Origin of the sequence: Kitasatospora sp. NPDC086009 (genome assembly GCF_044540385.1) — a bacterium.
Classification (GTDB): Bacteria; Actinomycetota; Actinomycetes; order Streptomycetales; family Streptomycetaceae; genus Kitasatospora.
In genome coordinates, this window is sequence record NZ_JBITSA010000003.1 from 353,063 (window position 1) to 374,888 (window position 21,826).

Sequence of the window (21,826 nt, forward strand, 5' to 3'; positions counted from 1 at the left end):
GCCCCACCGTGGCGGCACCCGGCAGACTCCCACGCATGATCGATTCCCCTCGGGAGGACGGCCTGCGTGCCACCGGACCGGCGCTGGACAGCCTGCAAGGACTCGCCCTCGGCGACGCCTTCGGCGACCGCTGGTTCTCCGCCCCGCTCGACGAGGCTCCCGCCGCACTGGCCGCCCGGCTGCCCCGCCCGGCGCCCTGGCACTGGACGGACGACACCGCGATGGCACTCGTCCTGGTCCGTCATCTCCGTCGCCGCGGCGCGGTCCACCAGGACGCGCTGGCGGCCGGGTTCGCCGAGGAGTACGCCACCGAGTACGGGCGCAAGTACGGGCCGTCGATGCACGGCGTGCTGCGGGCGGTGGGTGCGGGCGCCGACTGGCGGAGCGTCACCGCGGAGCAGTTCGGCGGGCAGGGCTCCTACGGGAACGGCGCCGCCATGCGGGCCGCCCCGCTGGGCGCCTGGTTCGCCGAAGACCTGGACACCGTGGCCCGGCAGGCCGAACTGCAGGCGCTCACCACGCACTTCCACCCGGAGGCGGTGGCGGGGGCCGTCGCGGTCGCGCTGGCGGCGGCGCTCGCCGCCCGCAGCCGGGGGCAGCGCCCGCCCGGTCGGGCCGAGTTGCTCACCGAGGTCGCCGCCCGGCTGCCCGACAGCGACGTCCGCTCCGGACTGCGGACCGCCGCCCGGCTGCCGGGGCACACCAGCGTCCGGCACGCCGCTCAGGTCCTCGGGTCCGGGCTCCTGATCTCCTCCCCGGACACCGTGCCGTTCGCCCTCTGGTCCGCCGCCACGCACCTGGACTCCCTGCCGGACGCGCTCTGGCACACCCTGGAGGGCTGGGGCGACATGGACACCACGTGCGCGATCGCGGGCGGCGTGGTCGCCGCCCGGACCGGCCTCGCCGGGGTGCCCGCCGCCTGGCTGGACGCCCGCGAGGACCTGCCCGGGTGGGTGGCCGAGCCGTAGCCGGCACGGCCGGCCGGGTCGGGCGGGTCGGTCGGTTCCGACGCCCGACCCGGCCTGCCGGTCACCGGCAGGGGCCACCGCAGGCGGTCACCTACGGCGCTCAGCTGCGGGAGTTGCCGAAGAAGATCCGGTAGAGGATCAGCAGGACCAGCGCGCCGCCGATCGCCGAGCCCCAGGTGGCCAGGTCGAAGAAGTGCGCCGAGACCGGCTTGTCCAGGATGCGCGAGGAGATCCAGCCGCCGACGAACGACCCGGCGATGCCGATCAGGGTGGTCACCACCAGACCGCCCGGGTCCCTGCCCGGCAGCAGCAGCTTCGCCAGCGCCCCGGCCACCAGACCCAGCACGATCCACGCGATGATGCTCATGCGTCCTCACGCCCTCCGTCACGGCACTCCCAGCGGGCCGTCTCACCGGCGAGGACGCCGCCGTGCGCCCCCTCGGTTGCAGTGCGCCGGGCGTGGCACCCGGCGGCGCGACCGGCCGCGCCGCGATACTGCGGCCATGCGCATCCTGATCGCCACCGCCGGGTCCCGGGGCGATGTGGCGCCCTTCACCGGTCTGGGCGCCCGGCTCCGCTCGGCCGGCCACCAGGTGGCCGTCGCCACCCACACCACCTTCGCCGGCCAGGTGCGCGCCGCGGGCCTGGAGTTCCGCCCGCTCCCGGTCGATCCGCGCGCCGAACTCGCCTCCGACCGCGGCCAGCGGGTCCTGCGGTCCGGCTCCGGACCGCTGTCCCTCCTCCAACTCCTGCGCCTCGGCCGCTCCTTCATGCCCGCCCTCGGCGACGCCATCGTGGCGGCCACCGCCCAGGGCACCGACCTGCTGCTCACCACCAGCGCCACCACCCCGCTCGGCCAGGTCGCCGCCGAGGCCGCCGGCATCCCCAGCATCGGCCTCTACCTCCAACCGATCGCCCCCACCCGGGAGTTCGCGCCCTCCGTGACCGGCACCCGGTCGTTGGGCCGGACCGGGAACCTGCTCGCCGGCCACGCCGTGGAGGCCGCCGCCGACCGCCTCTTCGCCCCCGCCGTCCGCGGGCTGCGCCACCGGCTCGGCCTGCCGGCGCGCGGCATCGCCCGGACCCGGCGCGCCCACGCCGTGCTGCACGGCTTCTCCCCGACCGTCGTGCCGCGCCCCGCCGACTGGCGACCCGGCCTGGAGGTCGCCGGGTACTGGTGGCCGCACCCCGAGCCCGGGTGGCGACCGCCGGACCGCCTCGTCGACTTCCTCGCCGCCGGGCCGCCGCCGGTCTTCGTCGGCTTCGGCAGCCTGGTCGTCCCCGATCCGGCGGCGCTGAGCGCCACCGTCCTCGCCGGACTGCGTGCCGCCGGGGTGCGGGCCGTCCTCCAGGCCGGCTGGAGCGGCCTCGGCGCGGCCGACTCCGACGACGTCCTCACCATCGACGACACCCCGCACGACTGGCTGTTCCCGCGGATGGCCGCCGTCGTCCACCACGCCGGGGCCGGCACCACCGCCGCCACCCTGCGGGCCGGCACGCCCGCCGTCCCCGTGCCCGCCCAGCTCGACGCGCCGTTCTGGTCCGCGCGCCTCACCCGCCTGGGCACCTCCCCCGGGCCGGTCCCGCTCCCCGCCCTCACGTCCGCCCGCCTGGCCGCCGCCGTCCGCCGCACGCTGGACACGCCGCACTACCGGGAGCGCGCCCGGGCCGTCGCCGCCGCGCTGGCCGCCGAGGACGGCACCGCCGGGGTCCTGGCCGCCGTCGACCGCCTCGCCTCCTGATCCCGAACGGCCCCACCGGCTCCCACCCGCCCCCACGCGCCCCCGGAACAGCCCCCGAACGGCCCCCGGCACGGCCCCAACGGCCCGCCCCTACCGCCGGCGCCGGCCCGTCCCCCGGCTCAGCACGAGGTAGAGGGCGAACGAGGTGGCGAAGCCGACGGCCCACCCGTAGTCGGCCAGCGGTCTGAGGGCGGGCAGCAGGCCGTCGGCCGGGAACGGGCCGCCGTAGGAGCCGCCGACGGCCAGCACGCCGCCGGTGGCCAGGGCGGCCACGGCCCGCCAGTTCCAGCCGGCGGTGTACCAGTAGGCGCCGTGCGGCCGGTAGAGCTCGGCCGGCAGCAGCCGGGTGCGCCGCAGCGCCCAGTAGTCGGCGATCAGCACGCCGGCCACCGTGCCGAGCAGGCCGCCGACCAGGCCGAGCCAGGTGAAGATGTAGACGTGCGGGTCGGAGATCAGCTTCCAGGGGAAGAGCGCGATCCCGATCACACCCGTGATCAGTGCCCCGGTCCGGAAGGTGATCAGCCGGGGCAGCAGGTTGGCGAGGTCGTACGCGGGCGAGACGACGTTGGCCGCGATGTTGACGGAGAGCGTGGCGACCAGCACGGTCAGCAGGGCGAACAGGATGCCCACCGGGCTCTCCATCTTCGCGGCGAGCGCGATCGGGTCCCAGACCGGTTCGCCGTAGACGGCCTGGGAGCCGGAGGTGACCAGCACCGAGAGCAGCGCGAAGAGGGTCATCGTGGTGGGCAGCCCGAGCGCCTGGCCGCGGATCTGGGCGCGCTGGCTGCCGCCGAAGCGGGTGAAGTCGGGGATGTTGAGCGAGAGGGTCGACCAGAACCCGATCATGCCCATCAGCGCCGGGAAGAAGACCTTCCAGAAGTCGCCGCCCCAGCCGAGCCGGGACGGCTGGTCGAGCAGCGGTCCGAAGCCGCCCGCCTTGACGGTGATCCAGGCCAGCAGGGCCAGTGCCCCGACGATGACGAACGGGGCCGCCCAGTTCTCGAACCGGCGCAGGGTCTCCATGCCGCGGGCGATCACGGCCATCTCGATCAGCCAGAACAGCAGGAAGGAGAGCCACTGCGTCCACGGGTGGCCGCCCAACTCGGCCGCGGTGCGCCAGGATTCGCCGAGGAGCTTGCCGGCGAGCAGGAAGATGCCCTCGCCGCCGATCCAGGTCTGGATGCCGAACCAGGCGCAGGCGACGGCGGCCCGCAGCAGCGCCGGCAGGTTGGCGCCGCGCAGGCCGAAGGAGGCGCGGGCGAAGACCGGGAACGGGATGCCGTACTTGGTACCCGCGTGGCCGGTGAGCAGCATCGGTATGAGCACGACGAGGTTGGCCAGGGCGATGGTGAGGACGGCCTGCTTCCAGTCCATGCCGAGCGCGACCAGGCCGGAGGCGAGCGTCCAGGACGGGATGTTGTGGGCCATGCCGACCCAGAGCGCGAGGAAGTTGTAGGTGGTCCAGGTGCGGCGGGCGGCCGGGACGGGCCGCAGGTCGTCGTTGGTGAAGCCGTTGGCGGGCAGCACGGGGGCGGCGGGGTCGGGTTCGACCCGGCCGTCCCCGTGCTCGTACTGGCCGGTGGCGGCGCGGTCGGTCGGCGGCGGGTCACCCTTCACCGGGGCGCGCCTCCTGCCGGAGCCGGGGGATGACGTCGGTGCCGTAGGCGTCGATGGTGGCCTCGACCGCGTCGTGCATGGCGTAGACGGCGAACTGGTCGACGCCCAGGGAGCGGAGGTGTTCGAGGCGGTCCCGGTGGGCGGCGGGCGGGCCGATCAGACAGAAGCGGTCGACGATCTCGTCGGGCACGAACGCGGTGTCGGGGTTCCCGGCCCGGCCGTGGTGGCTGTAGTCGTAGCCCTGGCGGTCCTTGATGTAGGCGGTGAGGGCCTCGGGGACGAGGCTGGAGTGCTCGCCGTAGTGGGTGACCAGGTCGGCGACGTGGTTGCCGACCATGCCGCCGAACCAGCGGCACTGCTCGCGGGCGTGGGCGAGCGCGGCCGGGGAGTCGTCGGCGGTGACGTAGGCGGGGGCGGCGACGCAGATGGTGACCGTGTCGGGGTCGCGGCCCGCCTCGGCGGCGGCGGCGCGGACGGCCTTGATCATGTACTCGGTGAGGTAGGGGTCGGCGAGTTGGAGGATGAAGCCGTCGGCCTGGCGTCCGGTGAGGGCGAGCGCCTTGGGCCCGTAGGCGCCCATCCAGACCGGCAGGGCGCCTTCGCGGACCCACGGCAGGTGCATCTCGGTGCCGTCCACCTCGACGGTGCGGCCCTCGGCCAGCTCCTTGATGGCGTGCATGGCCTCGGAGAGCCGGGCGAGGGTCGCGGGGCGGCGGCCGGCCACCCGCATCGCGGAGTCGCCGCGGCCGATGCCGCAGACGGTGCGGTTGCCGTACATGTCGTTGAGGGTGGCGAACAGGGAGGCGGTCACCTCCCAGGTGCGGGTGGAGGGGTTGGTGACCATCGGGCCGACGGTCAGCGTCGTGGTCTCGGCGAGGATCCGGCTGTAGATCACGAAGGGTTCCTGCCACAGGACGCAGGAGTCGAAGGTCCAGCCGTGGCTGAACCCGGCCCGTTCGGCGCGGACCATACGGTCGACGAGCAGGCGGGCGGGCGGGTCGGTCTGCAGGACGAGGCCGATGTCCATCGGGGAGCTCCAGGGAAGGGTGGGGCCGCCCGGGGCCGACGCACGGCCCCGGGCCACGGCGGTGCGGAGAGAGGGTCAGGTGAGGTACTGGCAGGTGTCGCGGCGCAGGAAGGCGCCGTGTCCGGCGCGGCCCAGCCAGGTGCCGTCGTCGAGGATCACGGTGCCGCGGGAGAGCACCGTGCGGGCCCGGCCGGTGAGCCGGCGCCCCTCGTAGGCCGAGTAGTCGACGTTCATGTGGTGGGTGGCGGCGGAGACGGTCTGCACGGCGGTGGGGTCGTAGACGACCACGTCGGCGTCGGCGCCGGGGGCGATGGTGCCCTTGCGCGGGTGCAGGCCGAACATCCGGGCGGGGGTGGTGCAGGCCACCTCGATCCAGCGGCGGCGGGTCAGGTGGCCGTCGACGACAGCCTGGTGGAGGAGGTCCATCCGGTTCTCCACGCCGGGCAGCCCGTTCGGGATCTTGGAGAAGTCGCCGCGGCCGAGCTCCTTCTGGCCGGCGAAGCAGAACGGGCAGTGGTCGGTGGAGACCACCTGGAGGTCGTTGGTGCGCAGCCCGCGCCAGAGCGCCTCCTGGTGCTCGCGGGGTCGCAGCGGCGTGCTGCAGACGTACTTGGCGCCCTCGAAGCCGTCGGCCCCGGTCTCGGCGAGGTTGTCGGTGGAGAGGAAGAGGTACTGCGGGCAGGTCTCGCCGAAGACGTTCAGGCCCTCGTCACGGGCCCGGGCGAGCTCGGCGAGGGCGGAGGCGGCGGAGACGTGGACGACGTAGAGCGGGCTGCCGGCGACCTGGGCGAGCTTGATGGCGCGGTGGGTGGCCTCGGCCTCCAGGAGTTCGCGGCGGACCTCGCCGTGGTACCGGGGGTCGGTGCGGCCGGCCGCGAGCGCCTGCTCGACGAGGACGTCGATGGCGATGCCGTTCTCGGCGTGCATCATGATCAGCCCGCCGTTGGCGGCGCCGCGCTGCATGGCGCGCAGGATGCGGCCGTCGTCGCTGTAGAAGACGCCGGGGTAGGCCATGAAGAGCTTGAAGGAGGTGGACTCGCCGGAGTCGACGAGGGCGTCCATCTCCTTGAGGACCGCGTCGTTGACGTCCGAGACGATGGTGTGGAACGCGTAGTCGACGGCGCAGTTGCCGTCGGCCTTGGCGTGCCAGGTGTCGAGGCCTTCGCGCAGCGAGCCGCCGACCGGCTGGACGGCGAAGTCGACGATGGTGGTGGTGCCGCCCCAGGCGGCGGCGCGGGTGCCGGTCTCGAAGGTGTCGGAGGCGGCGGTGCCGCCGAAGGGCAGCTCCATGTGGGTGTGGGCGTCGACGCCGCCGGGGACGACGTAGTGGCCGGTGGCGTCGATGACGGTGTCGGCGGTCCAGGCCCGGGCGGCGTCGCTGTCGGTGGCGGCGAGGGCGGCGATGCGCTCGCCCTCGATCAGGACGTCGGCGTGGATCTCGTCGGTGGCGGTGATGACGAGGCCGCCGCGGATGACGGTGCGGGTCACGGTGGGTGCCTCCCTCACGCCTCGGTGAGCGGACCGTAGGCCTCGGGCCGGCGGTCCCGGTAGAACGCCCACTGCTGCCGGACCTCCTCGATGAGGCCGAGGTCGAGGTCGCGGACCACGAGTTCCTCCTCCTTGTCGGAGGCGACGTCGCCGACGAACTGGCCGCGCGGGTCCACGAAGTAGGAGGTGCCGTAGAAGTCGTTGTCGCCGTACTCCTCGGTGCCGACCCGGTTGATCGCGGCGACGAAGTACTCGTTGGCGACGGCGGCGGCGGGCTGTTCGAGCTGCCAGAGGTAGCCGGAGAGGCCGCGGCTGGTGGCGGAGGGGTTGTAGACGATCTGGGCCCCGGCCAGGCCGAGGGCGCGCCAGCCCTCGGGGAAGTGGCGGTCGTAGCAGATGTAGACGCCGACCTTGCCGACGGCGGTGTCGAAGACGGGCCAGCCGAGGTTGCCGGGCTTGAAGTAGTACTTCTCCCAGAAGCCCTTGACCTGGGGGATGTGGTGCTTGCGGTACTTGCCGAGGTAGCTGCCGTCGGCGTCGATCACGGCGGCGGTGTTGTAGTAGACGCCGGGCTGCTCCTCCTCGTAGACGGGGACGACGACGACCAGGCCGAGTTCGCGGGCGAGGTCCCGCATCCGGCGGACGGTGGGCCCGTCCGGGACGGCCTCGGCCCAGCGGTAGTGCTCCGGGTCCTGGACCTGGCAGAAGTACGGGGCGTTGAAGACCTCCTGGAAACCGATGATCTTCGCCCCCTGGGCGGCGGCCTCGCGGGCGTGGCGCTCGTGGAGGGCGATCATCGTCTCCTGATCACCGGTCCACCGGGTCTGCACGAGGGCGGCACGGACGATCTGCGACATGGGTACCTCCGCAACTCCGTGGCCCGGCCGGGGGGTCGGGCCTGCGGTCTGAGGGTTGACGGGGCGGATCCGCCTCGGGTTCCGGCACGCGTCGGCATGCGGCGACGCACACATCTACGTGCGTAGAACGTGGTCTGTAGACCGTAGGCCCGGCCTCGGTGGCCTGACAATACGTCGGACGTAACGCGGCCGGGGCGATCCTGTTACGCGGACACGCGGGTGCTTCTGGACGGGATGAAACGCTCAACTACCCCACTGCCGCACTCCTTACCCATTCGGGTGAATCCGGGTGCGAAGCACCGCGCGCCGGGGTAAGACGCCGGTGGACGCTGCTCCGGTCCGTCACCGGGGCGCTCCGGACGGTGAGTTCCCGGCGGTCGTCCGGGCCGGGCCTACGGGGGGAGGTCGAGGTGAAGGCCGCATCCGCCGCGCCCGGGCCGGGTGGCGCGCCCCCCGACCCTCCGCCGGGTCCGGTACCGCCGTGGGCCGGGCTGCTGCTCGCCCTGGCCGTGCCGCTGCCCCTCGTACTGGGGAGCCTGCTCTTCGCCCGGTGGGCGCCCGCGGTGCGGAGCGTGCGGCTGCAACTGGCCGGTTCCGCCGCCTCCGCCGGAGCCGTGGTCGCCGGGCGGGCCGCCGACCACCTCGCGGCGCTGCGGGCCGAGCCCTGGCTGCTCGGCGGCTGGACCCTGACCCTCGCGGCGGCCGGGCTGCTCGGCCGGTACGTGCTCACCCGTCCGCACTGGCGGCTCACCGCGCTCGCCGCCGGGGCCGCCGGCCTGCTCGCGGGCGCCCTGGACATCGCGGAGAACGCGCTGCTCGGCATCGGGCTGGACGGGCTCGGCACCGGCCCCGGCCCGCACGCCGGCTCCGACGCGCCCTTCGCCGCCGCCACCGCGCTCGCCACCGTCAAGTGGCTGCTCCTGCTGCCGGCCGGCGCGATGGCCCTGGCCGTGCTCACCATCACCGTCCACCGCGCGGCGCGCGGCATCCTGCGGCGGCCGCCCGCGCCGACCCGCGCCGGGAGCGCCGGACCGGGCGACGCCGGCCCCGAGCTGATCCCGCCGTGGCCGGTGGCCACCCGCCACGGCGGGCGCTGGCCGGCCGGCCCGCGCCCGCACGGGCCGCTCGACCGCCACGCCCGCTGGCGCAACGGCACCCGGGTGCCGCCCGGCCGGGAGCCCGCCCGGCTCGGCTTCTGCGTCTCCGGCGGCGGCATCCGCTCCGCCTGCGTCACCCTCGGCGTCCTCCAGGCGCTGCGGCCCTGGCTGAAGCAGGCCCGCTACCTGGTCTCCGTCTCCGGCGGCGGCTACACCACGGGCGCGCTGCAGCTCGCCCTCAGCGACTCCGCGCCCGGCGGCCCGGAGCACGCCGTCTCCGGCCTGACGGCGGACGACGTCCTGGAGCCCGGCTCGCCGGAGGAGGACCACCTCCGGCGGCACGCCAAGTACCTCGCGGACGGGGCCGGCCAGTGGCTGGTCGCCCTCGGCACGCTGCTCCGCGGCCTGGTCGCGGCGCTGGCCCTGCTGCTCGCCGCCGTCCTGGTGCTCGGCCTGGGGCTCAGCCGCTTCTACCACTTCGTCCCGCTGACCGACCTGGACGCGCTGGCCGCCGTCGGCCTGCGCACCGGCGGGGCCGGCCGGCTCGGCGCGCTCGCCGTCCGCCAGCCGGCCGTCCTCGCGCTGCTCGGGCTGCTCGCGGCGGCCGCGCTCTGCTGGCTGCTCTGGCTGCTCGCCTTCTCGCAGCTCGGCTGGGACACCCCGCTGCCGCGCACCCTGCGGCGGCTCTCGCACGGCGCCCTCGCCCTGGCCGCGCTGGTGGCCGCCGGGGTGCTGGTGGTGCCCGGGCTGGCCTGGGGCGCGGTCTGGCTGCAGCAGGAGCTGGCGGTCGGCGCCCGGCAGACCGGCGCCGGGCTCAGCCTGACCGTCCTCTTCAGCTACCTCACCCTGCTGCTCGGCATACTGTGGCGCGGGCGCCGGGTCGTCGAGCAGGGCGCGGCGGCGCTCGGCGGGCTGTTGCACAGCACCCGGCGGCTCGGCGGCGGGGTGACGGACGGGCTGGTCCAGTACCTGCTGGTGTGGGCGGCGCTCGCCACGCTGTCGTCGGGCGCGCTGCTCGCGCTCGGCTGGGCGGTCGCCACCGGCCACGCCTGGCCCGCCACCGCGCAGGTGCTGCTGCCCCTCGTGCTCGGCACGGTGGGGCTCAACCTCGACCAGACGTGGATGAGCCTGCACCCGTTCTACCGGCGCCGGCTGGCTTCCGCCTTCGCCGTCCGCCGCGCCACCGAGGACGGTGAGGCACTGGCCCGGCCGTACCACTTCTACCGAGAGCAGACCTGGCTCAGCCACTACGGCGCCCGGCACCCCGACGTCCCTCAGATGATCTTCGCGGCGGCGGCCAACCTGTCCGGCAGCTCCCGCACGCCGCCCGGGCGCCGGGCCGTCTCCTTCACCTTCTCGCACGACTACGTGGGCGGGCCGGACGTCGGCTACGCCCGCACCGACCTGCTGGAGCGGCGCACCCGGCGGCACATCGCCAGGGACCTCACCGTGCAGTCCGCGATGGCCGTCTCGGGCGCCGCGTTCTCCTCCGCGATGGGCCGTCAGTCCCGCGCCTACCAGGGCCTGTTCGCCGTCACCAACGCCCGGCTGGGCACCTGGCTGCCCAACCCGGCCGCGCTCGGGCCGCTCTGGGCGCCGGGGCGGGACTGGCGGCTCCCCTCCCAGCCCGCCGTCCGCCGGCTCCCCTACCAGCTGCGCGAGCTGAGCGGCCGCTTCCCGATGGACGACCGCTTCCTGCTCACCACCGACGGCGGGCACTACGAGAACCTCGGCCTGGTCGAGCTGCTCCGGCACCGCGTGCGGACGGCGGTCTGCGTCGACGCCAGCGGGGACGCCCCGGTCGCGGCGAGTCTGGCGGCGGCGATCACCCTCGCCCGCGAGGAGCTCGGCATCGTCATCACCCTGCACCGGCCGGAGCTGCTGATCCCCGGCAGCGACGACACGTCGCTGCGCGGTCTGGCGGCACGCCTGGCGGGCCGGCTCTCCGCCCGGGCCGTGATCACCGGGGACATCCGCTACCCGGACCCGTTCGACGCCCCCGGCGACGACACCCGCGTCGGCCCGGCCGTCGGCGACCGGCACCACGACCACCACGGCCCCCACGGCGACGAGTGGCGGCACCACGGCACGCTGATCGTCGTCCAGGCCGTCCTCACCGTCGGCATGCCGTACGAGTTGCACGCCTACGCGGCGGCCAACGCGGCGTTCCCCAACGACAGCACCAGCGACCAGTGGTTCGACCACCGGCAGTTCGACGCCTACCAGACGCTCGGCCGCCATCTGGGCGAGCAGGCCGCCCCGGTGCTCGGCGCAACGCTGGCCGACCCCGCACCGACCCCGGCGCCGGCCCCCGCGCCGACCGCCCCGGTGGCTCCGACCAGCACGGCAGCGCGTCCGGCCGCGGCGCCTCCCGCACCCCGGCGCGCCACGCACGAGTGACCGGGCCCGCTTGACTCACGCCCCGCGGGTCGGGAAAGATCCGGCGCATGGACTCCGGCACCACTCTGGTTTGCCGCCTGCACGTCGATCTGCGACGCCAGGCGAGCTCCATCTGTGCCTGTTGACCTTGACCCTCCTCGCCGGTCCCGCCCTGTGACGTCCGCCAGGGCCCGCGCCGCGCAGCCGTACCCGTCTTCCTGACGCGCCCCGTCTCCCGGCGCACCCGTACCCGGCAGGCCTGCATCCCCCGCCGGGTACGGCCGTACCTCCGCTCGCTCCGCCTTCCCCGAGGACGCCCACATGAGCCTGGACCTCGCCCCCGGCACCCCGGCCGGCCCGGCCCGCACCGAAACCGCCCCCGACGCCCCGACCGCCGCCGACTCCGCCACCACCGCGCCCGCGCGGACCGGTACCCCGCTCACCCCGAAGTCCCTGCGCGCGATCGTCCGCGACCTCGCCGAGCAGCCCGACCAGTGGATCCACCACGTCCGGCTCTCCACCGAGGAACGCTGGTACCGGCGCCTGGTGGCCGACGAGGACCACGAGGTCTGGCTGATCAGCTGGCTGCCCGGCCAGTCCACCGGCTTCCACGACCACGGCGGCTCGCGCGGCGCGTTCGCCGTCGCCCTCGGCGAGCTGGAGGAGCTCTCGCTCGGCGGGCCGGAGCAGGGCCTGCTGATCCGCCGGATCACGGCCGGCACCGCCCGGGCCTTCGGCCCGGAATACGTGCACGACGTCCGCAACACGGGCGCCGGCCCCGCGGTCACGCTGCACGCCTACTCACCGCCGTTGGACTCGATGGCGCACTACGAACTGCGGGCCGGCGGACTGGTCCGCACCTCGCAGGAAGGACCGGAGCAATGGTGACCACGATCGACGACCTGGTGGAGCGCGCCCGCGAAGGGGTCCACCGGCCCCGGGCCCGGGAGGCGTACCAGGCCCAGCTGGGCGGCGCGCTGCTGGTGGACATCCGGCCGGCGGCGCAGCGGGCGGCCGAGGGCGAGATCCCCGGCTCGCTGATCATCGAGCGCAACGTGCTGGAGTGGCGGCTCGATCCGACGGGCAGTCACCGGATCCCGGAGGCCGAGGGCTACGACGTCGAGGTGGTCGTGGTCTGCTCGGAGGGCTATGCCTCCAGCCTGGCCGCCGCCTCGCTGCGCGAGCTGGGGCTGCACCGGGCGACGGACCTGGACGGCGGTTTCGTCGGCTGGGCGGCCGCCGGACTGCCGACGCGTCAGGGCGGCTGAACGGCAGGGCGGCTGAACGGCAGGGCGGCTGAGCGGGGCGCCCGCAGGGCGCTCCCACCCACCTGGTCCGGGGTGCGTCCGGCCCGGTGGCAGCGCCGACGCGGCCCCTCGGCGGCCGGCCCGACGGACCCGGGCCGGGCCCGGTCTCCCGGGGGCGGCCGCCCCACGCGGAGGGTAAATCACGGACAGGAGATGATTCAGGTCATAGTCTGATCGGAGTTTCCGCCGGTCCGATGCAGGGCAGCCACGCGGGCGGAAGAACGCCCGGGCAGTTGATCCGACGAAGGGCGGCCGCTTCACGGGCCGTCACTTGTCGACAAACCGCCACGACCGACCGACCGACACCATCGGCGCCACCACCGGGCGGCGCCGAGACAGAGGAAACTCCCCGTGATCAGATTCGACGGCGCCGGCAAGCGCCATCCCGACGGCACCATCGCCGTCGGGGGCCTGGACCTCGATGTGCCCACCGGCCGGACGACGGTGCTGGTCGGCCCGTCCGGCTGCGGCAAGACGACCCTGCTGCGCATGGTCAACCGGATGGTGGAGCCGACCTCGGGCCGGGTGCTCCTGGACGGCACGGACGTCGCCGAGCTGGAGCCGGCCAAGCTGCGCCGCGGCATCGGCTACGTGATCCAGCAGGCCGGCCTCTTCCCGCACCGCAAGGTGATCGACAACATCGCCACCGTCCCCTACCTGCTCGGCTGGGACAAGAAGCGGGCCCGGGCCCGGGCCGCCGAGCTGCTGGAGCTGGTCGGGCTCGCGCCCGAGACCGGCAAGCGGTACCCGTTCCAGCTCTCCGGCGGCCAGCAGCAGCGGGTCGGCGTGGCCCGGGCGCTGGCCGCCGATCCGCCGGTGCTGCTGATGGACGAGCCGTTCAGCGCCGTCGACCCGGTGGTGCGGGCCGGACTCCAGGACGAGCTGCTGCGGCTGCAGTCCGAACTGCACAAGACGGTCCTCTTCGTCACGCACGACATCGAGGAGGCCATCCGGCTCGGCGACCAGGTCGTGGTGCTGCGCGAGCAGGGCCGGATCGCCCAGCTCGCCGACCCGCACACGCTGCTCACCGCGCCCGCCGACGCCGAGGTCGCCGCCTTCCTCGGCCGTGACCGCGGGCTGCGCGGGCTCGGCCTGCGCCCGGCCACCGCCGTCACCGTCCGCCCGGTGGCCGACGGACTGCGCTACGGCCGGTGGGAGTTGACGCTGGACGACGAGCGCCGCCCGATCGGCTGGATCGACCGGGACGCCCCGGCCGCCGCGCTGCACCCGGTCGCCGGGTACCACCCGCAGGCGGACACCCTGCGCTCCGCGCTGGACGCCGCCGTCCTCTCCCCCGCCGGGGTCGCGGTCGCCCTGGACGCCGAGGGCCGGGCCACCGGCACGGCGAGCCGGGAGGCCGTCCTGACCGCCCTGGCGGCCGCGCCCGCTCCGAGGGCCGAGGAGATAGCGATGGCCAAGGCCTACGACACGCCCGGGGCGGGCGAGGTGGACGAGGACGCGATCGACGGAGCCACCGGTGGACGATGAACCGATCGTCCGGTGGTACTGGATCGGCGACCACCTCGGCTACCTGGGCGACCTGCTCGCCGACCACGCGGTGATCGCACTGCTCCCGGTCCTGATCGGCCTGCTGCTGGCCGTCCCGCTCGGCCTGGCCTGCGCCCGCCACCCCCGGCTCTACCAGCCGCTGGCCGCCGTCTTCAACGTCGTCTACGCGCTGCCCTCGCTGGCGGTCTTCGTGGTGCTCATCCCCTACACCGGGCTGGCCACCCAGGCCACCGTGATGATCCCGCTGACCTTCTACGCGGTCGCCGTCCTGCTGCCCACCACCGTGGACGGCCTGCACGCCGTCCCCGACTCGGTCCGCCAGGCGGCCACCGCGATGGGCTACGGGCCGTGGCACCGGCTGACGGCCGTCGAACTGCCCGCCTCCGTGCCGTACCTGGTCGCCGGCCTGCGGGTCGCCGCGGTCTCCAGCATCTCGCTGGCGAGCGTCGGCGCCCTGGTCGGACGCGGCGGGCTGGGCTACCTCTTCATCGACGGCTTCCAGCGCACCTTCCCGACCCCGATCGTGGCCGGCATCGTGCTGATCGCCGCGCTGGCGCTGGCGGTGGACCTGCTCCTGGTCGGCGCCCGGCGGGTGCTCGCGCCCTGGGCCGTCCGGGAGAAGGGGGCCGGCCGGTGAACTGGCTCTCCTGGCTGGGGGACTTCTTCTCCTCCCCGGACCGCCGCAGCGGCCCGGACTCGATCGTGCACCGCGTGACCGAGCACCTGGTGCTCTCCGGCGAGGCCCTGCTCCTCGCGGCCCTGCTGGCCGTGCCGCTCGGCCTGCTGATCGGCTACACCGGCCGCGGCGCCACCGCCGTCACCTCGCTGGCCGGCGCCGCCCGCGCGTTGCCGACGCTCGGCCTGGTGACGCTCGCGGTGCTGCTCGCCGGGGTCGGCGACACGGCCGTGCTGATCCCACTGGTCGCGCTCGCCGCGCCGCCGCTGCTGGTCGCCGCCGTGGAGGGGGTGCGCGGGACCGATCCGGACGTCCGGGACGCCGCGCGCGGCGTCGGGCTGACCCACCCGCAGGTGCTGCGGCAGGTCTGCCTGCCGTCCGCGCTGCCCACCCTGCTGGCCGGCTTCCGGACCGCGACCGTCCAGGTGGTCGCGACGGCCACGGTCGCCGCCTACGTCGGCCTCGGCGGACTCGGCCGGTACGTGATGGACGGGCTGGCCACCCGGAACTACGCCGTGACGGTGGGCGGCGCGCTGCTCGTGGTGCTGCTCGCGGTCGGCGCCCAGCTGTTCTTCGCGCTGCTCGCCCGCTACGCGCTCCCGCCCGGGCTGCGCGCCCAGCGCCGCGCCCGCTCCTCGCGCGAGTCCCCCTGATCCCGCTCCGCAGGCTTGTCCCGCTCGTCCCACCGAGCATCTGCCGTCCCGAAAGGACACCTATCACCATGTCGACATCCACACGCCGCCGAAGCGGCCGCCGGGCCCTGCTCCTCGGTACGGTCGCCGCGCTCGCCCTCGGCGCCACCGCCTGCTCCTCCTCCGGCGGCGACCCGCTCGGCGGCGGCGCCTCGGCGCCGGCCGGCGCGACGACCGGCGGCTCGGGCTCGACCGTGGTGGTCGGCTCGGCCAACTTCCCCGAGAACGTGCTGCTCGGCTCGATCTACTCGCAGGCGCTGAAGGCCAAGGGCGTCAAGGTCGAGGAGAAGTTCAACATCGGCAGCCGCGAGGTGCTCTACGGGCAGCTGCAGAACGGCAGCCTGACCGTGCTGCCCGAGTACAACGGCGCGCTGCTCTCCTACCTCGGCGGCAAGCCGGCCGCGACCAAGGACGAGGTCAACGCCGAACTGGCGAAGACGCTGCCCGCCTCGCTGGCCATCCTGGACTCCTCGCCCGCCGAGGACAACGACACGCTGAGCATCAGCCAGGAGAGCGCCGACAAGTACCAGCTGAAGAGCATCGAGGACCTGGCCGCCAAGGCGGGCGAGTTCACCATCGGCGGGCCGCCGGAGTTCAAGACCCGCCAGGAGCAGCCGCTCAAGGACGTCTACGGGCTGACCTTCAAGGAGTGGAAGCCGACCGGCGAGACCACCGCCAACGCGATCAAGGACGGCTCGATCCAGGTCGGCAACGTCTTCTCCACCGACCCGAAGATCGCCCAGCTGAAGCTCGTCCCGCTGACCGACCCGAAGCACCTGTTCGGCGCGCAGAACATCACCCCGCTGGTGAACAAGACGGCCGTCGACGCCCCCGCCGTCGCCGCACTGAACGCCGTGTCGGCCAAGCTCAGCACCGACGGCCTGGCGACGCTGATGAAGAAGGTCGCGGTGGACAAGGAGGACCCGTCCGCCGTGGCCAAGGAGTGGCTGAAGGCCAACGGCCTGAGCTGAGCCGGGCGGCCGGACGGCCCGACCGGCCGCCCGGCCGCGCCGGGCCGACGGTACGGGCCGGCCGACCGTACGGCCGGTGACAGCACGCGGCGGCGGTCCGGGGGGCGACCCCCGGGCCGCCGCCGCTTCGCCGTCGGGGGATCTTCCCTTGAGCGGCGCGAACATGACAGTGTGGCGGAATGCGCACTCGTCTCCTCGCCGCCACCCTCACGGCGTTCGCCGCGGTGAGCCTGGCTGCCTGTTCGTCCGGCTCGGGTTCGGACGGATCCGCGGCCGGCTCCCCCACCACCCCGGCCGCCGCCACCGCGTCCGCACCGGGCACCCCCGCCCCCGGCGGTACCGCCGACCCCTCGGGCACCGGCGCGCCGGCCACCCCGACCGCACCCGGCGCGCCCGCCACGGGCAGCCCCGACGGGCCCGCGCCGGGATCCACCCCGCCCGCCACCCCCGACGCCCCGGACGCCCCCGCCACGTCGGCGCCGCCCAAGCCCGCGCCTCCGGCCGATGCCGGGCTGCCCGCCAAGCCGGGCTCGGCCGACGCCGCCAAGCTGGTCGCCGCGCTCGACGCGATCGACCCGGCGATCGTCGGCGGCAAGCCCGACGAGGCCGTCGACCGGGCCCGCAACCAGTGCCAGGCGATGTACCAGTTCCCCAAGGACCGGGCCAAGCTGGTCGAGCTGGTGAACCAGCGCTTCACCGCGCCCGACCACCCGCAGGGCTTCGGCGCCGAGAAGGCCGAGAAGATCATCGACGCCCTGCGCGCCACCCTCTGCCCGCCGGCCTGACGGCCCCGCACCACGGGCGGACCGCCCCGAGCCGCCCGGTGTCCTGAGCACCGGGCCCGCCGTGGCCGCGCGCAACGACCGGCGCGCGGCCACGGCACCAAGGCGGCGTGGCACCGTCCGGATCGCCCGCTGTGCGGCGGCGATTCCCGAACTGCCTTACGGGGTAGCGATGCGACGGTGTACGGTCGCCACCAGGTGAGCCGGGAAGACTGGTCGGCATGATGCCGACGCCTGCCCGAGGAGCACCGTGGCCACCGAGCCGAACGCCGCCGCCCCGCCACCCGCCGCCGCGACCACCCCGTCCGCCGCGTCCGCCGCCGCCGGGCGCGCCGAGCCCGCCGCGGACCGCCTCGGCCCGCTGGTCCGGGTCGACGACCGCTGGATCCTGGGCGACCACCGGCAGCGGGCCCACCTCACCTTCGAGCCCGAGGGCCTGGTGCACCGCGTCGTGGGCCGGGAGCCGCACCCGGTGGCCTGGGACCGGCTGATGGAGCTGGGCGTGGCGGTCACCGCCGACCGGTTCTCCAGCTCCAGGGTCGGCGGCCTGCTGAGCAGGACCCCGGGCATCACCACCCACGGCTCCTGCCTGCGGGCCATGGTCCGGCACCCCTACGACATGTGGTCGGCCGGGTTCAGCCACCACCGCGCGTGCTACCCCTCCCGCGAGATCGTGCTCCTGCAGTCGCTGCTCGGCCTCGTCGTCGACCGGAAGCGGGCCGAGCTGCTGGGTGACGACGCCTGGCTGACCACCGCCGTCCGCGGGCTGGCGGCGCACCGCCCCGCCGTCCGGTGGCGCCGGCCGGACGGGGTCGCCGAGCTCGTCGACGAGCTGCTCGCACAGGCCTCCTGAGACCCTCCCGACCCCGGCGGCGGCCCTCCCGCCGAGCCGCGCCCCTGGGGCCGGCGGGGCTCCGGCGGCGCCGCCCGCGCGACCTGACGGTGCGTCCGGTGACCGGCCGACCCGTCCGCCGACGAACAGTTAGGACTCTTGACAGACGAGTGGTCTAGTCCAACCATAAGCATGTCGATCCGACCGGGATGCACTGTGGGGGTGTGACCACCGGCGGCTGAGGCATTGCCCTGCCCTGCCCTGCTCCGCTCCACCCCCGACCCGCACGGCGCACGCCTGCCCACACACTGTCGTCCGCCCGTCCGGGTGGCACGGGGGCTCCGTACGCCCACCCGCCGCACGCCCCCACCACATTCCGCAGCATCCGCTCCGCAGCAATGCCACCTGCGCGGTCCCACGGTTTCGCCGCGCAGCCCCGCTCTTCACCAACGTCTCGCCCCACCAAGTCTGTTGGAGAATTCCATGCGTCTACGCAGAACACTCCAGGCCGCCCTGACGGCCTGTGTCACGCTGGCCGCGTCGGCCGGCCTGGTCGCCGTCGGGACGGCCTCGGCCGAAGCCGCCACCCCGCTGCCGACCCGGGTCTTCGCCCCGTACTTCGAGGCCTGGACGGGCGAGAGCCCGGCCGCGCTCGCCGCCCAGTCCGGTGCCAAGCACCTGACGATGGCGTTCCTCCAGGCCGCCACCAAGGGCTCCTGCACGCCGTACTGGAACGGCGACAGCTCGATGCCGGTCTCGCAGGCCACCTTCGGCGCGGACATCGCCACCATCCGGGCCAACGGCGGTGACGTGATCCCGTCGTTCGGCGGCTACACCGCCGACAACACCGGTACCGAACTGGCCGACAGCTGCACGGATGTCAACCAGATCGCGGCCGCCTTCGAGAACGTCATCACCACGTACGACATCAGCCGGATCGACCTGGACATCGAGGACAACTCGCTGACCAACACGGCCGGCATCGACCGCCGCAACAAGGCGATCAAGCTGGTGCAGGACTGGGCCGCCGCCAACGGCCGCTCGATCCAGTTCTCCTACACGCTGCCGACGACGACCAGCGGCCTCGCCTCCAGCGGCCTCGCGGTGCTGAAGAACGCCGTCACGAACAACGCCCGGATCGACGTCGTCAACCTGATGACCTTCGACTACTACGACAACGCCGCGCACGACATGGCCGCCGACACCCAGACCGCGGCGACCGGCCTCTACAACCAGCTGGCCAAGCTCTACCCGACCAGGACCCCGGCGCAGCTGTGGGGTTCCATCGGCGTCACCGAGATGGTCGGCATCGACGACTTCGGCCCGGCGGAGACCTTCACCGTCGCCAACGCGACCGCGGTGTACAACTGGGCGGTCTCGAAGGGCATCAACACGCTGTCGTTCTGGGCCCTCCAGCGCGACAACGGCGGCTGCCCGGGCACCGGCGGGCGGGACGACTGCTCCGGGATCAGCCAGGGCAAGTGGGACTTCAGCCACATCTTCTCCCAGTACACCAGCAGCACCCCGGTGGGTAACGACTTCTCGGTCGCGGTGAACCCGAACTCCGGCACCGTGGCGGCCGGTTCCGCCACCAGCGCGACGATCTCCACCGCCGTGACGGCCGGCTCCGCCCAGAGCGTCAACCTCACCGTCACCGGCGCCCCGGCCGGCGTCACCGCCACCGTCACCCCCGGCAGCGTCACCGCCGGCGGCACCGCCACCCTGAACATCACCACCACCGCCGCGACCGCCGCCGGGACCTACCCGCTGACGATCACCGGCAACGCCACCTCCGGCAGCCACACCAGCAGTTACTCGCTGAAGGTGACGAGCACCCAGCCCGGCAACGACTTCTCGGTCGCGGTGAACCCGAACTCCGGCACCGTGGCGGCCGGTTCCGCCACCAGCGCGACGATCTCCACCGCCGTGACGGCCGGCTCCGCCCAGAGCGTCAACCTCACCGTCACCGGCGCCCCGGCCGGCGTCACCGCCACCGTCACCCCCGGCAGCGTCACCGCCGGCGGCACCGCCACCCTGAACGTCACCACCACCGCCGCGACCGCCGCCGGGACCTACCCGCTGACGATCACCGGCAACGCCACCTCCGGCAGCCACACCGGCACCTACAACCTCACCGTCACCGGGGTCACCCCGCCCGGCGGCCTGGTGAACGGCGGCCTGGAGACGGGCAGCCTCGCCCCGTGGAGCTGCCAGAGCGGCGGCGCGGTGGTCGCCACCCCGGCCCACTCGGGCGCCCACGCCCTGCAGGCCGCGGCTACCGCCGGCCAGACCGGCCAGTGCCAGCAGACGGTGACGCTGTCGCCCAACACCTCGTACACGCTGAGCGGTTGGGTCCAGGGCAGCTACGCCTACCTCGGCGTGAGCGGCGGCGCCACCGCCAGCACCTGGACGAACGCCTCCGGCTGGACCAAGCTGACCGTCCCGTTCACCACCGGCGCCTCCGGCACCGTGACGGTGTACCTGCACGGCTGGTACGGCCAGGGCAACGTCTTCGGCGACGACTTCGCCATCGCCTGATCCCGCCCGCGACACCCCACCGTCCCGTCGGGGGCGGCGCGACCTCCCGTCGCGCCGCCCCCGGCGGGCGTCCGTTCCACGAGCGGGAGGCCGTCCCACCGCCCACTCCCGGCCCATCAGTCATGTCATAGGATCACCGACCATGACGGACGGGGTGGGGACGACGGACGGCACGCGAACACCCGGCGGGGCTTCCCTCCCGCCACCGGCCGGAGCACCCGCCGGCCCACCGCAGGCCGATCCCTCGCAGCCCGGCCCGCCCCGGACCGATCCCTCGCAGGCCGCGCCGACCGCCCGGGCGCCGTACGCCGGTGGCTCGCCGTACCTCGCCGGCCCCGCCGCCCCGCAGCAGCCCGACTGGGCGGCCATGGCCGAACAGCACGAGGAGGAGATCCGGCGCCGGAAGCGGCTGCGGGTGATCGGTGCCAGCGTGCTCGCGACCGCCTTGATCGGCGGGATGACGGCGACGGCGATCACGGTCTCCGACAGCTCCCGGAACGACCACCCGACCGGCACCGCCACGCTCCGGCCCGGCCCCACCGCCGACCCGACCGGCGCGGACACGGGCCTCACCACCGGGGCGCCACCGACCGCCACGGCCACCGCGCCGACCGGCGCGCCCGGCCCCACCGGCACCGCCTCCGGGAGCCCGACCCCCTCGCCCGGCAAGTCCGGCGGCAGGCCGAGCGGTACCGCCACCCCCGGCAAGCCCGGGGCGAGCGCCACCCAGGGCGCTCCCCCGCCCGCCGCGCCCCCGGCCGTGCCCCCCGCCGGTGCGCCCGCACCGGCGAGCAGCGCACCGCGCGACCCGCTGACGGTCATCTCCGAGGCCGCGACGGACACCGCCCCGCTCGACCCGGGCACCCTGTTCGCCGCCCCGAGCCTCACCGTGGGCGGCCGCACGTGGAACCGGATCGCCACCAGCAGCACGGACACCTGCTGGCAGGCCACCACCGGCGGCCTCGGCGACGTGGCGAGCGGTCAGTCCTGCCGCAAGCTGCTGCGCGCGACGTACACCTCCGGCGACAGCGCGGTCACCGTCGGGGTCGCCGTCTTCGACCACAAGCCGCAGGCGGACGCCGTCGGCCAGGCCCACAAGGGCCAGATCCAGGGGCTGACCACACCCGCCGGCATCGCCTGGTGCGTGACCACGGGCTGCGCCAACACCCACACCACGATCGGCCGTTACGGCTACTACACCGTCTCGGGCACCTACCGCCCCGGCGGCACCACCCAGGACGCCGCCGCGACCGCGGCCGGCCCCGAGCTGGCCGCCTACGCCCGCACCCGCCTGCTCGCCCGCGGCCAGGCCGCCGTCGGCGTCTGACCCGACGGCGCGGCGGG

General features: G+C 74.8%; 19 protein-coding genes. 14 read left to right on the plus strand and 5 right to left on the minus strand.

The window, feature by feature from the left end; genetic code table 11:
• Positions 1-35: 35 nt before the first annotated feature.
• Positions 36-968 carry an ADP-ribosylglycohydrolase family protein gene (locus tag ACIF6L_RS10765; RefSeq protein ID WP_396487909.1) on the plus strand — a complete coding sequence of 311 codons (933 nt, stop codon included), beginning with the start codon at positions 36-38 and terminating at the stop codon, positions 966-968.
• Positions 969-1,068: 100 nt separating this feature from the next.
• Here the strand turns inward: ACIF6L_RS10765 and ACIF6L_RS10770 are convergent, their stop codons facing one another.
• Complete coding sequence (locus ACIF6L_RS10770) at positions 1,069-1,335, minus strand: GlsB/YeaQ/YmgE family stress response membrane protein (protein ID WP_329490487.1); 267 nt, start codon at positions 1,333-1,335, stop codon at positions 1,069-1,071.
• A gap of 136 nt (positions 1,336-1,471) precedes the next feature.
• On the opposite strand from ACIF6L_RS10770, the gene ACIF6L_RS10775 reads away from it, so the two are divergent.
• Positions 1,472-2,710 carry a glycosyltransferase gene (locus ACIF6L_RS10775; protein WP_396487911.1) on the plus strand — a complete coding sequence of 413 codons (1,239 nt, stop codon included), beginning with the start codon at positions 1,472-1,474 and terminating at the stop codon, positions 2,708-2,710.
• 90 nt (positions 2,711-2,800) lie between these two features.
• Here the strand turns inward: ACIF6L_RS10775 and ACIF6L_RS10780 are convergent, their stop codons facing one another.
• The 4 genes from ACIF6L_RS10780 to ACIF6L_RS10795 all read right to left on the minus strand — a co-directional run bounded on the left by ACIF6L_RS10780 (position 2,801) and on the right by ACIF6L_RS10795 (position 7,699).
• Positions 2,801-4,327 carry an NCS1 family nucleobase:cation symporter-1 gene (locus tag ACIF6L_RS10780; protein WP_396487913.1) on the minus strand — a complete coding sequence of 509 codons (1,527 nt, stop codon included), beginning with the start codon at positions 4,325-4,327 and terminating at the stop codon, positions 2,801-2,803.
• The gene (locus tag ACIF6L_RS10785; protein WP_329490484.1) at positions 4,317-5,354 is read right to left on the minus strand and encodes a TIGR03842 family LLM class F420-dependent oxidoreductase; all 1,038 of its coding nucleotides are present in this window, start codon (positions 5,352-5,354) and stop codon (positions 4,317-4,319) included. The genes ACIF6L_RS10780 and ACIF6L_RS10785 overlap by 11 nt, the downstream gene beginning before the upstream one ends.
• Before the next feature lie 75 nt (positions 5,355-5,429).
• On the minus strand, positions 5,430-6,842 hold the full coding sequence (hydA, locus tag ACIF6L_RS10790; protein WP_329490482.1) for a dihydropyrimidinase: 1,413 nt from the start codon (positions 6,840-6,842) through the stop codon (positions 5,430-5,432).
• A 14-nt stretch (positions 6,843-6,856) separates the two neighbouring features.
• Positions 6,857-7,699 carry a nitrilase-related carbon-nitrogen hydrolase gene (locus ACIF6L_RS10795; protein ID WP_329490481.1) on the minus strand — a complete coding sequence of 281 codons (843 nt, stop codon included), beginning with the start codon at positions 7,697-7,699 and terminating at the stop codon, positions 6,857-6,859.
• Between the two features lie 410 nt (positions 7,700-8,109).
• On the opposite strand from ACIF6L_RS10795, the gene ACIF6L_RS10800 reads away from it, so the two are divergent.
• From ACIF6L_RS10800 to ACIF6L_RS10855, 12 genes are all read left to right on the plus strand, one after another.
• Positions 8,110-11,196, plus strand: a complete 3,087-nt coding sequence (locus ACIF6L_RS10800; protein WP_396487916.1) for a hypothetical protein — start codon at positions 8,110-8,112, stop codon at positions 11,194-11,196.
• A 47-nt stretch (positions 11,197-11,243) separates the two neighbouring features.
• Positions 11,244-11,321: a putative leader peptide gene (locus tag ACIF6L_RS10805; protein WP_101948289.1), complete on the plus strand. Its 78-nt coding sequence runs from the start codon at positions 11,244-11,246 to the stop codon at positions 11,319-11,321.
• Positions 11,322-11,496: 175 nt separating this feature from the next.
• Positions 11,497-12,063, plus strand: a complete 567-nt coding sequence (locus tag ACIF6L_RS10810) for a cysteine dioxygenase (protein WP_396487918.1) — start codon at positions 11,497-11,499, stop codon at positions 12,061-12,063.
• Complete coding sequence (locus ACIF6L_RS10815; protein ID WP_359835324.1) at positions 12,057-12,443, plus strand: rhodanese-like domain-containing protein; 387 nt, start codon at positions 12,057-12,059, stop codon at positions 12,441-12,443. Before ACIF6L_RS10810 ends, ACIF6L_RS10815 begins: the two co-directional genes overlap by 7 nt.
• Positions 12,444-12,833: 390 nt before the next feature.
• On the plus strand, positions 12,834-13,970 hold the full coding sequence (locus ACIF6L_RS10820) for an ABC transporter ATP-binding protein (RefSeq protein WP_396487920.1): 1,137 nt from the start codon (positions 12,834-12,836) through the stop codon (positions 13,968-13,970).
• On the plus strand, positions 13,960-14,628 hold the full coding sequence (locus ACIF6L_RS10825) for an ABC transporter permease (RefSeq protein ID WP_352287272.1): 669 nt from the start codon (positions 13,960-13,962) through the stop codon (positions 14,626-14,628). The genes ACIF6L_RS10820 and ACIF6L_RS10825 overlap by 11 nt, the downstream gene beginning before the upstream one ends.
• Positions 14,625-15,320, plus strand: coding sequence for an ABC transporter permease (locus ACIF6L_RS10830; RefSeq protein ID WP_329490475.1), 696 nt, complete (start codon positions 14,625-14,627; stop codon positions 15,318-15,320). The genes ACIF6L_RS10825 and ACIF6L_RS10830 overlap by 4 nt, the downstream gene beginning before the upstream one ends.
• A gap of 68 nt (positions 15,321-15,388) precedes the next feature.
• Positions 15,389-16,330 carry an ABC transporter substrate-binding protein gene (locus ACIF6L_RS10835; protein ID WP_396487923.1) on the plus strand — a complete coding sequence of 314 codons (942 nt, stop codon included), beginning with the start codon at positions 15,389-15,391 and terminating at the stop codon, positions 16,328-16,330.
• 179 nt (positions 16,331-16,509) lie between these two features.
• Positions 16,510-17,115, plus strand: coding sequence for a hypothetical protein (locus ACIF6L_RS10840; RefSeq protein WP_329490472.1), 606 nt, complete (start codon positions 16,510-16,512; stop codon positions 17,113-17,115).
• Between the two features lie 247 nt (positions 17,116-17,362).
• Positions 17,363-17,965, plus strand: a complete 603-nt coding sequence (locus ACIF6L_RS10845; RefSeq protein WP_396487925.1) for a hypothetical protein — start codon at positions 17,363-17,365, stop codon at positions 17,963-17,965.
• A 462-nt stretch (positions 17,966-18,427) separates the two neighbouring features.
• The gene (locus tag ACIF6L_RS10850; protein ID WP_396492504.1) at positions 18,428-20,482 is read left to right on the plus strand and encodes a glycosyl hydrolase family 18 protein; all 2,055 of its coding nucleotides are present in this window, start codon (positions 18,428-18,430) and stop codon (positions 20,480-20,482) included.
• 142 nt (positions 20,483-20,624) lie between these two features.
• Positions 20,625-21,809 carry a hypothetical protein gene (locus ACIF6L_RS10855; protein ID WP_396487931.1) on the plus strand — a complete coding sequence of 395 codons (1,185 nt, stop codon included), beginning with the start codon at positions 20,625-20,627 and terminating at the stop codon, positions 21,807-21,809.
• The last annotated feature ends 17 nt before the right edge of the window (positions 21,810-21,826 follow it).

Coding starts and splice junctions, on each gene's coding strand:
- ACIF6L_RS10840 (WP_329490472.1), top strand. CDS start 16,510: ATGCGCACTCGTCTCCTCGCCGCCACCCTCACGGCGTTCGCCGCGGTG.
- ACIF6L_RS10805 (WP_101948289.1), top strand. CDS start 11,244: ATGGACTCCGGCACCACTCTGGTTTGCCGCCTGCACGTCGATCTGCGA.
- ACIF6L_RS10795 (WP_329490481.1), bottom strand. CDS start 7,699: ATGTCGCAGATCGTCCGTGCCGCCCTCGTGCAGACCCGGTGGACCGGT.
- ACIF6L_RS10775 (WP_396487911.1), top strand. CDS start 1,472: ATGCGCATCCTGATCGCCACCGCCGGGTCCCGGGGCGATGTGGCGCCC.
- ACIF6L_RS10855 (WP_396487931.1), top strand. CDS start 20,625: ATGACGGACGGGGTGGGGACGACGGACGGCACGCGAACACCCGGCGGG.
- ACIF6L_RS10770 (WP_329490487.1), bottom strand. CDS start 1,335: ATGAGCATCATCGCGTGGATCGTGCTGGGTCTGGTGGCCGGGGCGCTG.
- ACIF6L_RS10810 (WP_396487918.1), top strand. CDS start 11,497: ATGAGCCTGGACCTCGCCCCCGGCACCCCGGCCGGCCCGGCCCGCACC.
- ACIF6L_RS10850 (WP_396492504.1), top strand. CDS start 18,428: ATGCGTCTACGCAGAACACTCCAGGCCGCCCTGACGGCCTGTGTCACG.
- ACIF6L_RS10785 (WP_329490484.1), bottom strand. CDS start 5,354: ATGGACATCGGCCTCGTCCTGCAGACCGACCCGCCCGCCCGCCTGCTC.
- ACIF6L_RS10765 (WP_396487909.1), top strand. CDS start 36: ATGATCGATTCCCCTCGGGAGGACGGCCTGCGTGCCACCGGACCGGCG.
- ACIF6L_RS10815 (WP_359835324.1), top strand. CDS start 12,057: ATGGTGACCACGATCGACGACCTGGTGGAGCGCGCCCGCGAAGGGGTC.
- ACIF6L_RS10835 (WP_396487923.1), top strand. CDS start 15,389: ATGTCGACATCCACACGCCGCCGAAGCGGCCGCCGGGCCCTGCTCCTC.